This window comes from Streptomyces sp. AC627_RSS907, assembly GCF_019049165.1.
On the sequence record NZ_JAGMUE010000108.1, the window covers coordinates 1 to 15,248 of the forward strand.

Below are 15,248 nucleotides of genomic sequence, written 5' to 3' on the forward strand. Positions count from 1 at the left end.
GCGGGGGCCTGGGCAGGAGTCGGGGCGGGAGCGGGAGCGGGGGCCGCCGGGGCGGGGGGCTGTGCGGGTGCGGCCTGGGCCCCGGGCCGCCCGCCTCCGCCGCCCTCGCCGGTTCCGGCGTCCTGAGCGGGGGCCGGGTCGGCGGCCGGGACGCCGGCGCCCGGCGCCCGTACCGCTGCCCTGGCCACGGCCGGGCCGGTCCCCGGCTGTACCGGAGGGGCGCCCGCGGCACCGGCATGCGCGTCGGGCCCGGGCACGTACGCCATGGCCGGCGCACCCGCGCCCGCGGAGAACTGCACGCCGCGCTCGATCCGGTCCAGGCGGGCCATCACCGACCGCTCGTCGCCGTAGGCGGCGGGCAGCAGCACGCGCGCACAGATCAGCTCCAGCTGGAGGCGGGGCGAGTGGGCGCCGCGCATCTCCGTGAGCCCCTCGTTGACGATGTCGGCGGCGCGGCTCAGCTCGGCGGCACCGAAGGACCGCGCCTGGGCCTGCATCCGCTCGACGACGTCGGCCGGGGCGTCGATCAGCCCCTTCTCCGCCGCGTCGGGCACGGCGGCGAGGATGACGAGGTCCCTCAGGCGCTCCAGCAGGTCGGCGACGAAGCGCCGCGGGTCGTTGCCGCCCTCGATCACCCGGTCCACGACCTCGAAGGCGGCCGAGCCGTCGCCCGAGACGAACGCCTCGACGACGGAGTCGAGCAGCGAGCCGTCCGTGTAGCCGAGCAGGGCGGTCGCCATGGCGTACGTCACGCCGTCGGCACCGGCGCCGGCCAGCAGCTGGTCCATGACGGACATCGAGTCACGCACGGACCCCGCGCCGGCCCGCACCACCAGCGGCAGCACACCGTCCTCGACGGGGATGTCCTCCTTGCCGCACACCTCGGCGAGGTAGTCGCGCAGAGTGCCGGGCGGCACGAGCCGGAACGGATAGTGGTGCGTCCGGGACCGGATGGTCCCGATGACCTTCTCGGGCTCGGTGGTCGCGAAGATGAACTTCAGATGCTCCGGCGGCTCCTCGACCACCTTGAGCAGGGCGTTGAAGCCCGCCGACGTGACCATGTGGGCCTCGTCGATGATGTAGATCTTGTACCTGCTGTGAGCGGGCCCGAAGAACGCCTTCTCGCGCAGGTCGCGGGCGTCGTCCACGCCACCGTGCGAGGCGGCGTCGATCTCGATGACGTCGATGGAACCCGGCCCGTTGCGCGCCAGGTCGCGGCACGACTGGCACGCGCCGCACGGGGTCGGCGTGGGGCCCTGCTCGCAGTTCAGGCACCGTGCGAGGATGCGGGCGCTGGTCGTCTTGCCGCATCCACGCGGACCGCTGAACAGGTACGCGTGATTGACCCGGTTGTTCCGCAGCGCCTGCTGCAGCGGGTCGGTGACATGCCCCTGCCCGATGACCTCGGCGAAGGACTCCGGGCGGTAACGGCGGTAGAGCGCGAGAGACGACACGTATACGAGGTTATAGGCGCCCACCGACAACCGGACCGCCCGCGAACGCAAGCGCCCCCCACGCACCCGCCAGAGCCGACCTACCCTTGCTGCCTTCCGGCCCTGGGGGAGTTCAGTCAGATAGCGCCGCGTGAGGGGCTGTGCCACACGTTACCCGATGCGGGCGCCGGAGAACGAGTTCGCAGGCACTCCCCGACGTCATGTAATGTTCTCCGCGGAGGATTCGCCTAGAGGCCTAGGGCGCACGCTTGGAAAGCGTGTTGGGGGCAACCCCTCACGAGTTCGAATCTCGTATCCTCCGCCAGTGCCTCACCGGGCACGATGTCGAAGGGCCCCACCGTTCGCGGTGGGGCCCTTCGACGTGTCCGGCGTCCTCCTCCCGAGGGCGTCAGACGTCGTACAGGTCGACGGTGACCGATCCGTCCTCGCCCGAGATGGTGTAGCTGCCGGGACCCTCGACCGGCACGCAGCCGGCGGCGAGGACGTCGTCGTCGTTGATGCCGGTGTCGTCCTCGCCCACGAAGGCGCACACCTCGGTGACGGGGTGGTCGACGAACCTCCTCGCGTACGGGCCGTCGTCCGGGTACCGCGGGAGGGTGGGGGTGTTGATGCCGACGTCCGGGTGCTCCCACAGCGCGGTCTGCTCACCCCAGGGCGCTTGCAGGGAGACCCGGCCGTAGGGCTCCGGCAGGTCGTTGTCGTCGCGCTCCTGGGGGTTGGAGAAGTCGATCGAGTACAGGACGGGCCCGGGTGCCGCCGCCTGCGCGGAGGTGGCGGCACCGCCGAGCAGCAGAAGTGCGGCCGAGGCGACGGCCGCCAGCCGGCCCGTGGAGTTGAAGCGCATCCCTCTCCCTTTCGCTTTCAGTAGCCGTGCGGCTACGCAGAGGGATGCTAGGGAGGCGCGGAGCCCGCACTCTCCGAGGTGACGGGTAAACCACTCAGGGGACTGACGCGGACGCTCGCCCCGCGGGCCGCGTGCGCCGCGCGAGCCGCCCGCGCCCGCTTCCCCGCCCCGTGCGCGGGCGCAAGAACGCCTTACCGGCCAAGCCGCCGGCCACGCGAAAGCGACACCCGAGTTTCCGCCAATTCCGCCCCAGCGGCCGATTTCCGACGCCGACGGGCCCCGGCCCCGATGGCCGATGCCGCCCTCGGCGTCCTTCCAGGTCGCGAGTGGTGAACGAGCTGTCGCGCACAGTTGCGGGCGAGGGGGGCCGGGTCGGGGCGGGTGCGTCCTGGAGGGCGACTGCCTGGCGGTTCTGTCGTTACCGGCCAGTAGCGCGAGTGTGGCGCAATTCACTCTCTCCACTTGGCCACTCTGTCACCATCAACCATCCAAGAACCAGGCGTCCGGACTGCGGCGGGGGGCGTAGCCATGGGGCTGCTCGGCGACGAGCTCGCGTTCGCGCAGGCGCTGACCGCCCAGGAGCGCGAGGGCGTGATGGCTCTCGGCCACCGCAAGCGCTACCCGGCCGACGCCCACCTTCTGACGGAGGGCGACCGGTCCAGCCACGTCCTGATCGTCCTGCAGGGGTGGGTGACCGTCTCCGTCGCGACGGACCGGGGCGCCACCCGGCTGATACTGGGGCTGCGCGGTCCCGGTGAACTGCTCGGCGAGATGGCCGCGCTGGACCGGCACCCCCGCAGCGCCACCGTGCGCGCGCTGGGGCCGACCGAGGCGCAGGTGATAAACGGGGACGCGTTCCGCCGCTTCCTCGCCCTGCACCCCCGGGTGAGCGGCCTGGTGATCCGCCAGCTCACCTTCCGGCTGCGCAGCGCCGACCAGGAACGCTCCGCCCTCGCCTCGCTCACCGTGCTGCAGCGCCTGGCCCACCGGCTCATCGAACTGTCGAGGCCCGACACCTCCGGCCCCTACTCCGCCCCCTCCACCAGCCCGCGCACCCCGACGGCCCCTTCCGCAGCCGGCTCCGTCGTCCAGCTGGCGCAGGACGAGCTGGCCGCCACCGTGGGGGCGACCCGGGAAGCCGTCGCCAAGGCGCTGCGGCTGCTGCGCACCCAGAACATCGTGCGGACCGGCAACCGGATGGTGGAGATCCTCGACCCCGCGCTGCTCTCCCTCCTCGCGGACGGCCATCAGGAGTAGAGCCGCGCCCCGCCGTGTGTAAACGGCCACAGACGGCCCTCGTCCCCGGGCCCGAACCTGAGGGGACCGCAAGCAGACCGACCGGCAGGCAGCAGGGGGCACGGGTGAACGACGACGCCATGGATCTCGCCGAGGCGCGCTACGAGTTGGTGATCAGCGTCGACGCCAGACGTTCCGGCGAGTACGACGACGTCGACAAGCCGCGCATGCGTGCCCGGATCTACCGCGTGCTGGAGACGGCGTTCACGCACGCCAAGGTGGCGCGGGACGCCGTGCACATGGAGGACCGCGGCGACGGCGTGCTGCTGGCGGTGGCCGGCCGGATCGCGGTGACCCGGCTGCTCGGCCTGTGGCTGGTCGAGGTGCACGAGAACCTGCGGGACGAGAACCGCGGCCTGCGGGTGCCCCTGGGGCTGCGGATCGGTATGCACGTCGGCCCGGTCCGGCACGACGCCCGGGGGATCAGCGGGCGGGCGGTCGACCTCGCCTGCCGGCTGGCCGACTCCCCCGTCGCCCGGCGGCTGCTGGACGACGAGAAGGCGGACCTGGTGCTGGTCGCCTCGGACTCCCTGTACCAGGACGTGGTCGTCGGCGGCGGCAAGTTCATCGAGGCCGCGCGCTACTCGCCGGCCCGGCTGGAGCTGAAGGAGGGCGAGGTCACCGCCTGGTTCCACCTTCCCGGGCGGGCCGCTCCCGGGATTCCGGCCGAGCCGCCGGCGCCGGCCGCCGGGCCGCCGGGCACGGACGATGCGGCCCCCGCAGCCCCCGCGGCCGGAACGCCCGCCGGTGCGGGCGGCGGTGCGGGCGGCGGTGAGGAAGAGGACGGCGACACGGACGACGCCGGTCCCGCGGGAGCCCGCTACACCGTGCACGGCGACATGTCGCAGCACCACGACAACGTCTACCAGCAGCCCGTGCACATCGGCCGGATCACCGACGGTGACCGTTCCCGGAAGGGGCGGGGCGAGTGAGCGACGAGCAGCGGGCGGAGGGCGGCGCCGGCCAGGACACGCCGCGCAGGGCGGACGACGCCCGCGCCCCCGGGGCCGACGACAGGGCGCGGAACACGGACGGGGAGAGGGGCCGGGACCGGGAGAGAAGCCGGGAGAGGGGCGGGGACCGGGACCGGGGCGGGGACCGGGACCGGGACCGGGACCGGGACCGGGACCGGGGGCAGGACCGGGACCGGGACGACGCGCCCCGGGCCGACGACGGCACGGCCGAGGACCGCGAGGGGGCCGGCGGGGACGACGCCGCCGAGCAGGAGCGGGAGGAGCGGGAACGGGAGCGGGAGCGCGCCGCCGGGCGGTTCAGGGAGCACACCCGTGACCCGCTGGCCGAGGAGCAGGGCGAGGAGGCGCCCACCGACCTCGCCGCCGCCGCACGGGCACGCCGCGCCACCCGCATGCTGTTCGACGCGGGCCGGGACCTGCACACCTTCGACCGCTCGTACTTCCACAGCGCCCACATCGGCGACATCCACCTGCGGATGGACGCCCGGCGGTCCGGCTCGGCGCTGCGCAGCGGGCCGGTGCCCGACGAGGAGCTGCGCAGACTCCGCCGGGTCCACGTGGAGCCCGAGGGGTACGTGCGGCTGCGCGAGGCGCTCCGGGCCCGCCGGCTGCTGGTGCTGGGGGCCGCGCCGGGCACCGGCCGCACCAGCACCGCGCTCTCGCTCCTGGACGAGGTCACCGACCCGGCGGCGAACGGCACGCAGCCGCGCTCCGCGGCCCGGATCCAGCGGGTCGACCCGGTCGGCGGCGTCCGGCAACTGGCCGACTCCCTCCACGACGGCGAGGGCGACGACGGCGAGGGCGGCGGCGTTTCCGGGGACCGGGAGACGCGGCCCCTCTCCGGGTACCTGCTGGAGCTCTCGCTCACCCGGCCCGGCGCGTCGGTCCCCGACGAGATGGACCTGGACGGGCTGGCCGCCGCCCTGGCCCGCCGCGACGCCTTCGCCGTCGTCGTCGTCCCGGTCGGCTCGGCGGCCGACCCGCTGCTGACCGGGCGGTACGGCGCCCTCTGCCCGCCCGCACCCACCGGGGAGCTGCTCACCACCCGGTTGCGGGAGCGGCTGGAGGAACACGCCGGCGCGACCGGGGCGGACGGCACCCGCGTCGCCCGCCTGCTGTCCGACGCTGAGGCGCTCTGGAACCGGACGGAGGTCACCGACGCGGTCGGACTGAAGGACCTGCGCCCCGCCGAGGCCGAGGTGCTCGCCTCCCTGCTGGCCGGGCACGTGCTGGGCGACCTCACCTACGAGCAGTTACTGGCGGGCTGCCGCAGCCTCGCCGCCCGTCAGGCGCAGGAGTGGTTCGCCGGTGTGGACCGGGCGCTCGCGGCGCCGGCCGGGGACGAGCCGGGCCGTGAACGCCCGGGCACCGCCGGCCTGTTCCACCCGGTGGCGTTCCGCATCGCGCTCGCCGTGCTGGGCGGGGCCTCGCACAGCGCCGTGGCCTCCGCCGCGCACCTGCTGACCTGGGAACTGTCCGTGCAGTCCGACCCGGACCACACCCCCGCCCGGCCGCTGTTCTGCGACGATCCCCGCGCCGACCTGGCGCTGTCCCGGGCCGAGCTCAAGGACGGCCGGGTCGAGGTGGCCGGGGCCGAGGTCGCGTCGCGGCTGATCTGGTACCGGGGCTCGGCCCTGCCGTCCGCGGTGCTCAGCGAGCTGTGGGACCGGCACTTCGCGGTCCGGGCGCCGATGGTGCGCTGGCTGCGGCTGCTGGCCGACGACCCGCGCTCCCAGGTGTGGATGCGGGCCGCGGTCGCCGCGGGCGAACTGTGCGTCAGGGACTTCGACCACGGCTACGCGGAACTGATCCGCCCGCTCGCCGACGCGGCCACGCCCCGGCGCCGGGTCTTCGCGGCCACCGCGCTGGACCAGGCGGCCGGTCACGACTCGCACCGCCGCATCGTGCACAAGGTGGTCGGCGACTGGAGCCGGTACGGCACCGAACCGCTGCGCTGGACCGCGGCCATGGCGCTGGGCTACGGCAACTCCGCGGCCACGACCGGCGACACCCTGGACGCGCTGGCCCGGATCGGGGTCCGCGACGAGGGGGACCAGCTGGCGGTCGCCTCCTTCAACGTCGTACGGCTGCTGGCGCTCCCGGAGGCGGCGGCCGTCCTGCGGCGGGTGGCCGACTGGACCCACCACAAGCGGGAGGTCTACCAGGACCTGGGGCTGGTGACGACCGTGCGGCTCGCGCTCACGACGGTCGACGAGGTCCTGGTCGACGACGCCGGCTCCCCGCTGGGCGACCGCGGTGACTGGCCGCTGCCGCTGGCCCTCGCCGCGACGCGGCCCGAACTCGTCCGCCCCATGGCCGACCTGCTGTGGACCGCGCTCAACACGCCGCGCTCCAAGGATGTGGCGACGGACGCGCTGGAGTCCCTGCTGCGTTCGGCCGTGCGCGGCAACGGTGACGAGTGGACGCGGCCGGGACTCGCGGCGCTGCTGCCCGCGGTGACCACCGAGGAGCACGACCGGCGGCGGCTGGACTGGCTGCTGCGCCGCATGATGAACGATCCGGAGGATCCGCTCCCCGACGCGCAGGCGCGCTCCCTGTGGTGGCTCGCCGTCGCTGCGCGGGACCGGACGCGCGAGGAGGTCAGGCATGGCTGAGGACGTGAACGGGGCGGAGGCCGGGGAGGCGGGCGCGGCTCCCGCGGGCCCCTTCCTGCGGGAGTACGCGCCGACCGGCGGGTTCCCGCCGGTTCGCGCCCAGCGGGCCTCGGTGCTGTTCTACCGCAACGGCGGGTACAGCGTGGTCACCGTCGCCGGCATCCGGCACGTCGACAAGCGTGCGTTCGCGCGGCCGTACAGCGTCTGCGAGATCGCGCTCGGGACCTATCAGACACCGCTCCAGATGGACCTCCCCGCCGCCGGCGGCACCACCTTCTTCAAGGCCGAGGTGGACATCCACTGGGCCGTGACCGACCCCCACCTGGCCGCCGTCGAGGTCGTGAGGGACGTCGCCCAGCGGCTGACCGCCCCCGTGCTGGAGCGGCTGCGCGAGGTCACCTCGACCTACCGGGTGACCGAGGCCGAGCAGGCCGACCGCGCCCTCACCCGCGAGTGCGCGGGCGGTCGCTGGGACAGCCTGGGCGCGGAACTCGGGCTGCGCGTACGGCTGTACGTACGGCTGCGGATGGACGACCGGACCATCGAGCACATGGACGAGATCCGCGACGCGCGCGCCTCGGCCGAGCTGACCGGGGTACGTCAGGACGCGTTCCGCGCCATGCTGCGCGGCGGCGACCTGGAGCAGCTCAGCTACATGCTGGCGGCCGAACCCGACAAGGCCAAGGACTTCCTGGAGAAGATCCGCCAGGAGGGCCGGCAGGACGAGCGGGACCGGGTGGACCGGCTCTTCGACATGGTCGCCAGCGGCCAGATCCACTCCAACGACGTGGAGACGCAGGCCCTGAACCTCCTCAACCAGGGCCGGGGCCGCGCCATCCAGGGGCCCATCGGCGCGGTGCCCGCCCGCCGGGAAGCCGCGCAGCTGGAGCCGGCGGGCGCCGAGCCGTTCACCCCGGACTGGGTGGCCGAGGAGCCGCCGTACCGGCCCGGGTCCGGACCGGGTGACGACACCGAGGACGAGACACCGCGCCGCCGCAGGCGCCCGCGGGACGACGGCTGGTCCTGGGCGGAGGAGGACCGGTGACCGCCGACGGCGGGGAACTGACCACTGGGAGCGGGGGGCGTGCCTCCCCCGACCCGGCCGGGCCTGTGCCGCACGGGGGTCGGCACTGCCCGGACCGGGCGGGGGAGCGCATCGCGGAACTGCTGCTGAACACGGTCCGCGAGGACCTGGGCCGGGCCGACTCCAAGGCGTCCGTGCTGCTGTCGGGGACGCTGGCGCTGCCGGCGTTCCTGCTCGGCTGGCACGGCGCGCCCGGCTGGCACGGGCTGGTCGACGTGCCGCTGCTGCTCGCGGGGCTGCTCTGGGCGGTCGCGGTGACCGCGCTGGTCGGGGCGCTCATGCCGCGCACCGGCACGGTCCGCGGCGAGGACGGGGTGACGTACTTCGGTGATCTGGTGGCCTCCCGCGATCTCGCGTCGCTGTCCGCCCGGATAGCCGAGGCCGGGCGGGACCCCGCCGGGTGGCTGCTCGTCCAGGCCGTCGACGTCAGCTCGATCCTGACCGCCAAGTACCGGGCCATCCGCTGGGGAATGGGCGCCCTCGCCCCCGCGGCGGCGCTGGCCCTGGTCTGGGGACTGACCGCGCGCTGACCGGGCGGTGGGCGCGCACACCACGCAGAGACGACCCGCAGAGACGACCCGCAGAGACGACCCGCACACACCACCACGCAGAGACGAACCGAGAACCAAGGGGACGGCCGTGCAGAGAGCCTGGGGAAGACGGCGGACGGGAAGGGGCCGGGCGCGCCGCGCCACGGTCGTGGTGCTGGGCGGCGCCGCGGTGCTCGTGTCCCTGCTGACACCCACCGGCCGCGATACCGGCCGGGACCAACTGCCCGCGGCGGACGCGCGAACGGCCTTCCCGTCGGTCAACTACGCGGTCGCCGTGGACGAGTCCGCCAGCCTCGCGCCCGAGGACATGAAGGCCGAGAAGGCCGCCGCCGCCCGCATCGCGCTGGGTGACGTCTCCTCGTCCTCCCACGTCACCGTCTTCGGCTTCGCCGCCGCCGAGTCCGCCGGCCAGCGCGCGGTGGACCCGGTGTGCCCGCGCACCACCCTGGACGCGGCGGGACGCAAGACGATCGGCGGTTGCGTGGCCAAGCTGCGCACCCGCAAGGAGAGCGAGGGCACCGGCACCGACTTCCCGACCGCGATACGCCAGGGGGTGCACGAACTCACCACCGGCACCGACCCGTCGGATCCCCGCGTGCTGTTCCTCCTGACCGACGGCAAGATGGACGTCACCGACAGCGAGAAGTACGGCGACCCCGCGCACCGCGAGGCCGAGGGCGAGCGACAGCTGACCAAGGAACTGGAGAACGCCCGCGCCCAGAAGGTGCAGATCTGGCCGCTCGGCTTCGGGTCCGAACCGGACAAGGCGCAGCTGGACCGGATGGCCGCCGGGGGCTACCAGGAGGGCTGCGTGAAGCTGCCCTCCGCCGCCCCGAAGGCGTACAAGGTCGCCTCCGCGAAGGACGTCGCCACCACCCTGGGGAAGATCTTCGCCGCCGCGCACTGCCAGCGCTACGAGGAGGGCCCCACCGACAAGCCGCCGGCCACCCTGGAGATCGACATCTCGCCCCTGGCGACCGTCGGCAGCATCGTGGTCGACAAGGGCGACCCCGAGGTGCGGATCACCTACCAGGACCCCAGCGGCGAGACCGTTCCCACGAACGGCACCCACGGCAAGTCCCGCTTCGAACTGGCGGGCGGTGGCGGCACCGTCGAGGCGCTGAAGATCGTCGACCCGCTGCCCGGCACCTGGCGGGTGAAGGCCGAGGCTCCGGAGGGTCACCGCTCGCTGCCCGTCGCGGTCAGCGTGCTGTGGCAGGGGGAGCTGCGCGGCGCCATCACCATGGACCCGCCCTCGCCGCGGCCCGGGGAGAAGGTCACGGTGACGATGCGGCTCCAGACCCGCGAGGGCTACCAGATCAAGGACCCGGAGGACTACGCGGGACTGCGCGTGCGCAGCGAGCTGACCGGGGACGGCTTCGCCCCGCAGGCCCTGTCCCTCACCGACGACGGCAAGGGACCCGACCCGGACGCGAACGACGGCTCCTTCAGCGGTTCGGTGCGCATCCCGTCGGGTGCCGACGGCGCGCTGAAGGTGGACGGCACGCTGACCGCCTCGGGGCTGCGCGCGGACACCCGCAGCGAGCTCGGCCAGATCGCGCCCGCCGAGCTGCCCGTCACCACCGCGCTGGAGCTGCCCGCCGGGGACACCCACCCCGGCGGCGAGGTCACCGGGACCCTCACCGTCCGCAACAACAGCGACACCCGGCACACGCTGCGGCTGTCCGTGGCCGACGTGCGCTCCGGGCTGCTGTCGGTCAGCCCGGCCGAGATCCCGCTCGAACCCGGTGACTCCGGCACCCGGAAGGTGACGGTCACGGTCGCCCCCGCCGACGTCTTCGGCGACCGCCTCGGCGACGACGGACTGCGCCTGTCGGGCACCGTCACGGCCGTCGACACCACCGACGGCGACCGGACGCTGGTCCGCACCCCGCTGTCGGTCCAGGTCACGCCGGAGCCCGGCTTCTGGGAGAAGTACTGGTGGGCGGTGGTGGCCGCCGCCGCGGTGCTCGTGCTGGCCGCCGCCGCGGTGCTCGCCTGGGTGCGGCAGCGCCGTACCCGCCGGGACCCGCACGGGCTGGTGCTGCGCCTGGTCTCCGCCGACGGCGACGTCATCGGCACGGACCACGTCGCCGGACACGGGCACAAGCAGTGGTACGAGTTCGCCCTCGTCGAGCCGCACCGCACGCCGCGCATCGAACGCCGGGCCCACGGCCCGTACGCCGTCCAGCGCAACCCCGAGGGCGGAGCGGTGCTGCGCAGGCGCGGCGGGGGCCGGACGCCGCTGCCCGTGCGGGGCCAGGTCGAACTCGTCGAGGGGGTGAGCCTGACCCTCGGCGAGGACACCCGCGCCCCCCGCGGTCGCGGACCGGCGGCCACGGCACGCAGCGGGGCGGCCACCGCGCCCCGCTCCGGCACCGGCGGGACCGGCGAGAGCGGAAGCACGGGCGGCGCCTACGACTCGTACATGTGACGCGCGGGGGCGGGCGCGTCATCCCCGCGCCCGCCCTCGCGCACCGCGCGCACTCCACGGACGTACCGAGCACGAACCTGCGGCCGCGACGGCCGTCAGCGGGGAGGAAACCATGAAGATCTTCCAGCCGATGCTCTTCGTCGGACTGGGCGGCACCGGCGGCCTGGTCGGCGCCGAACTGGAACGCAGACTGCGCGCCGAACTGTGCGGCCCGGACGGCCTGGCGCTCACCGGGCTGAACGGCTACGCGCCCTACCAGCTGCCCGACGGGCTCCAGTTCGTGTACGCGGACTACAGCGAGAGCGACCTCCAGCGGCTGCCGCAGTTCAACGTGGACCCGTCGCTGCGGGCCGCGTACGCCCGCACCTCCCGGGCCACCCACAACCTGCTGCCGAACTTCGACGCCTCGCCGGAGGTCACCAAGATGCTCCGGGCGAGCATGCGCGAGGAGGTCGCGGACTGGCTGCCGCCGCGCATCGACGAGCCGAAGGTCACCCCGCTGCACAACGGCGCCGGGCAACTGCCCACCGTCGGGCGCGCGGCCCTGTTCGCCACGCTCCGGCACGGCCTGGGCCCGGTCCTCGAACCGCTCCTCCAGGCGATCGACCTGATCGCCAAGTCGGCGGGCGGGCTGAGTGAGTTCGGCGGCGGGAAGACCAACGGCTGCGACGTGTTCGTCGCGTTCTCGGTCGCGGGCGGCACCGGCGCCGGCATCTTCCTGGACTACCTGCACCTGATCAACTACGCCTTCCAGCTGCGCCGCTTCGACGGGGTGAAGATCTACCCGCTGGTCGTGATGCCCTCGTCGTTCTCCGCGGCCTCCGGCGGCGGGCGCGAGGCGGAACTCAACGCCGCCCGCGCGCTGGTGGACCTCTTCCGCCTGGTCGACGGGCAGAACGCGCCGACCGAGGGCGCGGAGATCGGCGACCTCGACCACGACTCGGGGCTGGGCATCCGCTACCCGGGCACCCAGCCGATCCGGCTGCGCACCGGCATCCTGCCCACCGCGTTCCTGTTCAGCCCGACGGCCGGCATCCGCGCGGACGACCTGCGCCGCTCCATCGTCTCCCTGGTGATGTCGCTGATCGGCACCGAACTCGGCGACGGCCGCTCCCAGGGCCGCACGATGGCGGCCGACGACGACTACCAGACCTTCGCCGCGAGCTTCATCAACCGGGGTGTGCACCGCAGCGCCCTGTCCCCCACCGGCATCGGACGGCAGGGCGTCTCCACCAGCCTGGTCGCCTCCATGACCGCGCCGATGGACCAGCTGGCCGACCTGGTGGCCGGCCGGCTGCTGCGGGAGGCGGTCACCGATCTCGTGGAGCGGCCGCGCACCGTGCTGCGGGACAGCACCGTGCCGATGATCCGCCAGCTGTTCGCCGACTCCCACCTGGAGGAGCTGTGGGAACGCAGGCAGCTGGACGTGCCCGAGCCGGATCCGCTGCCGCGCGGCGGCAAGAACATCGAGCAGGCGCTGGGCGAGCGGATCACGGACATGCAGCGGCTGCTGTCCGACCTGCGGGCCGACGTCGCGCGCCAGGCCGCCGTGATGGCCGACCGGTTCGCCCCGCGCCCCGCCATCGACAAGCTGCTGCAGAGCGTGGACCCCTTCCTCGCCGAGCGCGTCGTGCGGGGCGTCCCGGACAGCGACGAGCCGATCGCCCGGCTCGGCTTCCTCGGCATGCTGGACAACCGGGCCCGCGCCCCCCAGCGTCCGCCCGGGGTGACCGACCAGCCGCCGAAGGCCCCGCGGATCAAGGGGCGGCTGGCCGGCATGTCCCCGGCCCGCTGGGGCGACGAGGACGTCCAGGCGGCCGTCCGGGAGCAGGACGACTGGTACCGGTGGCGCTGCCGGACGGTGTGGCACGAGGCATGGCGCGAGCAGCAGCAGCACTGGCAGCCGCAGGCGGACTCCGCCGGGGCCGACCTCGGGCGCCTGGTGAACGCCTTCCGCAGGCACAGCGACCAGGAGCGCAAGGTCTCCGCGCAGAAGGGCCTCGAACTGTACGAGGACCGCACCGGCATCTCGTACCTGCTGCCGCCGCAGCGCACCCTCAACCACTTCTACGAGGACGTCGTCACCCGGCTGATCCGCCGGGAGGGCCTGCGGGAGACCGACGACGAGGCCGCGCTGCTGCTGCGGCTGGTCGGCGGGGACACCTGGCGCACGGTCCACGCGCTCAGCCGCCGCAACCCCGAGGGCGCGGTGGCGACCGTGAAGGCGGTGCTGGAGGCCCGCATCACCCGGTTGTTCGCGGAGAGCGGCGAACGCCTGGAGGAGCGCCCGCTGCTGCCGTCCATGGGCACGCTGCTGGCCGCCGCGGCGGGTGACGCGGGCGCCGCCGAGCAGGTCAGCAAGGAGGCGCTCGACCTGTTCGGCCGGAAGCTGACCGGGCTGCTGCCGGTGGGCTTCACCCCGGAGGGGACCGGGCCGCTGCGGGCGCTGGTGACGTACCCGCGGGTGCAGGCGGTGGAGGAGGTGCAGGAGTACCTCGGCAAGACGCTGCGGCTGCCGTCGGACGCGAAGAACTCCGTGGAGTACCGCGGGGTGGAGAGCGACTCGGTCACTGTGGTCCTCTTCCGCAGCGAGATGAGCCTCACCCAGGTGCCCGAGGCCCGCAAGGTGCTGCGCCAGTGGGCCCGGGCGAAGGACTCCGAGCAGGCCCACGACGTGCTGCGCTGGCGCCAGCGGCTCGGCTTCAGGGACAGCTGGATGGTGAGCAGCGAGGAGGACCGCCGCACCATCCTGCACCGGCTGCTGTGCTGCATGTGGAACGGCCAGGTGGACGTGGTGGACGGCGACCCGGCCTCGCCGGGCCGCATCCGGTTGCGGCTCTTCCCCGAGGAGGGCGCCCATGTGCCGGGCGTCCGGCTGCGGCTGGGGGACTTCCCGGGCGGCGTGTCGAGCTGGGCGGAGCTGCTGCGCTCGTACGAACGCTGGACGGTCCTCGACGACGAGCGGACGGTGGAGGACTACTGCCGCGAGCTGATGGGGTCGCAGCCGGCCGGGCTGGCGCGGGCGGGCAGCGACCCGCACCCGCTCTTCGTCGAGCTGGTCGAGAAGATCGCCCCGCGTCAGCTGGAGCTGCTGGCGGAACGCCGGCAGCGTGGCGGCGAGCGGGTCGAGGGCTGGGTCCGGCCGCTGTGGGAGTTCTGGGCGGAGACGCTGCCGGCCGCGCTGGACACCGAGTTCGGCGACCAGCGCGCCGTCCAGCCGACCCTGCGCACGCTGCTGGAGCACGTCCGCTTCGGTACGGTGCGGCCCCGCGTCCCCGAGGACCTGCCCACCCCCCGGCGTGCCGCCCACGATGACGACGACTGGGGCACGGCACCGCCCGAGCGGTTCGCCGCGTACCGCACGAGGAGCGACGAGACACTCGGCCGGACCGCCGCCGACGCCCACGACGAGCGCCGGCGCGGCGCGACGGTGGGCGACTACGGAACCACCGCACGCCGGGCACCCGACGACGACTACGGCACCACCGCACGCCGGGCACCCGACGACGACTACGGCACGAGCCCCCGCCGCACCACGGCCGACGACCACGGCACCGGGGCCCGCCGCACCGCTGACCCGTACGACGAGCCCTACGGCACCGCGCACGGCGACCGGTACGACGAACCACCGCGCCGCACACCCGCGGGCGACCCCGACGAGCCCTACAGCACGGGCCGCGGCGAACGCTCCCGCCGCACCACGGCCGACGAGTACGACGAGTACGACGAGTACGACGAGTACGACGGCACCGGACGCGGCGAGCGCCCGCGCCGCGCACCCGCCGACGACCACGGCACGAGCCCCCGCCGGACACCCGACGACGACTACGGCACGAGCCCCCGCCGCACCACGGCCGACGACCACGGCACCGGGGCCCGCCGCACCGCTGACCCGTACGACGAGCCCTACGGCACCGGACGCGGCGAGTACCCGCGCCGCGCACCCGCCGACGACCACGGCACGAGCCCCCGCCGGACACCCGACGACGACTACGG

General features: G+C 74.4%; 9 protein-coding genes, 1 tRNA gene and 1 other RNA gene. 8 read left to right on the forward strand and 3 right to left on the reverse strand.

Translation table 11 applies throughout. The features are described from left to right. Nucleotides 1-1,454, reverse strand: a 1,454-nt coding sequence (locus tag KUM32_RS23475; RefSeq protein WP_217143920.1) for a DNA polymerase III subunit gamma and tau, incomplete at its 3' end; no start/stop codon positions are given. Between the two features lie 44 nt (nt 1,455-1,498). Beyond that, nucleotides 1,499-1,597, reverse strand: an RNA gene (gene ffs, locus KUM32_RS23480) — signal recognition particle sRNA small type. A 73-nt stretch (nt 1,598-1,670) separates the two neighbouring features. On the opposite strand from ffs, the gene KUM32_RS23485 reads away from it, so the two are divergent. Next, nucleotides 1,671-1,758: transfer RNA gene (locus tag KUM32_RS23485), tRNA-Ser, on the forward strand. Nucleotides 1,759-1,842: 84 nt separating this feature from the next. Here KUM32_RS23485 and KUM32_RS23490 read toward each other — a convergent pair. After that, a complete protein-coding gene (locus KUM32_RS23490; RefSeq protein WP_217143921.1) occupies nt 1,843-2,298 on the reverse strand; it encodes a hypothetical protein in 456 nt (151 codons plus the stop codon). Between the two features lie 528 nt (nt 2,299-2,826). Between KUM32_RS23490 and KUM32_RS23495 the strand changes: the two genes are divergently transcribed. From KUM32_RS23495 to KUM32_RS23525, 7 genes are all read left to right on the forward strand, one after another. Then, entirely contained in the window at nt 2,827-3,555 is a 729-nt protein-coding gene (locus KUM32_RS23495) for a Crp/Fnr family transcriptional regulator (protein WP_217143922.1), read from the forward strand. A 104-nt stretch (nt 3,556-3,659) separates the two neighbouring features. After that, a complete protein-coding gene (locus KUM32_RS23500; protein ID WP_217143923.1) occupies nt 3,660-4,526 on the forward strand; it encodes a hypothetical protein in 867 nt (288 codons plus the stop codon). Continuing rightward, on the forward strand, nt 4,523-7,183 hold the full coding sequence (locus tag KUM32_RS23505; RefSeq protein WP_217143924.1) for a hypothetical protein: 2,661 nt from the start codon (nt 4,523-4,525) through the stop codon (nt 7,181-7,183). The genes KUM32_RS23500 and KUM32_RS23505 overlap by 4 nt, the downstream gene beginning before the upstream one ends. Next, complete coding sequence (locus KUM32_RS23510) at nt 7,176-8,228, forward strand: hypothetical protein (protein WP_217143925.1); 1,053 nt, start codon at nt 7,176-7,178, stop codon at nt 8,226-8,228. Before KUM32_RS23505 ends, KUM32_RS23510 begins: the two co-directional genes overlap by 8 nt. Then, nucleotides 8,225-8,797 (forward strand): Pycsar system effector family protein, encoded by a 573-nt coding sequence (locus KUM32_RS23515; protein WP_217143926.1) that lies wholly within the window; start codon nt 8,225-8,227, stop codon nt 8,795-8,797. The genes KUM32_RS23510 and KUM32_RS23515 overlap by 4 nt, the downstream gene beginning before the upstream one ends. Before the next feature lie 109 nt (nt 8,798-8,906). Then, on the forward strand, nt 8,907-11,252 hold the full coding sequence (locus KUM32_RS23520) for a VWA domain-containing protein (protein WP_217143927.1): 2,346 nt from the start codon (nt 8,907-8,909) through the stop codon (nt 11,250-11,252). Between the two features lie 112 nt (nt 11,253-11,364). Then, a partial coding sequence (locus KUM32_RS23525; RefSeq protein WP_254406019.1) for a tubulin-like doman-containing protein occupies nt 11,365-15,248 on the forward strand: 3,884 nt, incomplete at its 3' end.

Excerpts from the sequence above, each read along its gene's own strand:
- KUM32_RS23490 (WP_217143921.1), bottom strand. The coding sequence starts at position 2,298 with ATGCGCTTCAACTCCACGGGCCGGCTGGCGGCCGTCGCCTCGGCCGCA.
- KUM32_RS23495 (WP_217143922.1), top strand. The coding sequence starts at position 2,827 with ATGGGGCTGCTCGGCGACGAGCTCGCGTTCGCGCAGGCGCTGACCGCC.
- KUM32_RS23510 (WP_217143925.1), top strand. The coding sequence starts at position 7,176 with ATGGCTGAGGACGTGAACGGGGCGGAGGCCGGGGAGGCGGGCGCGGCT.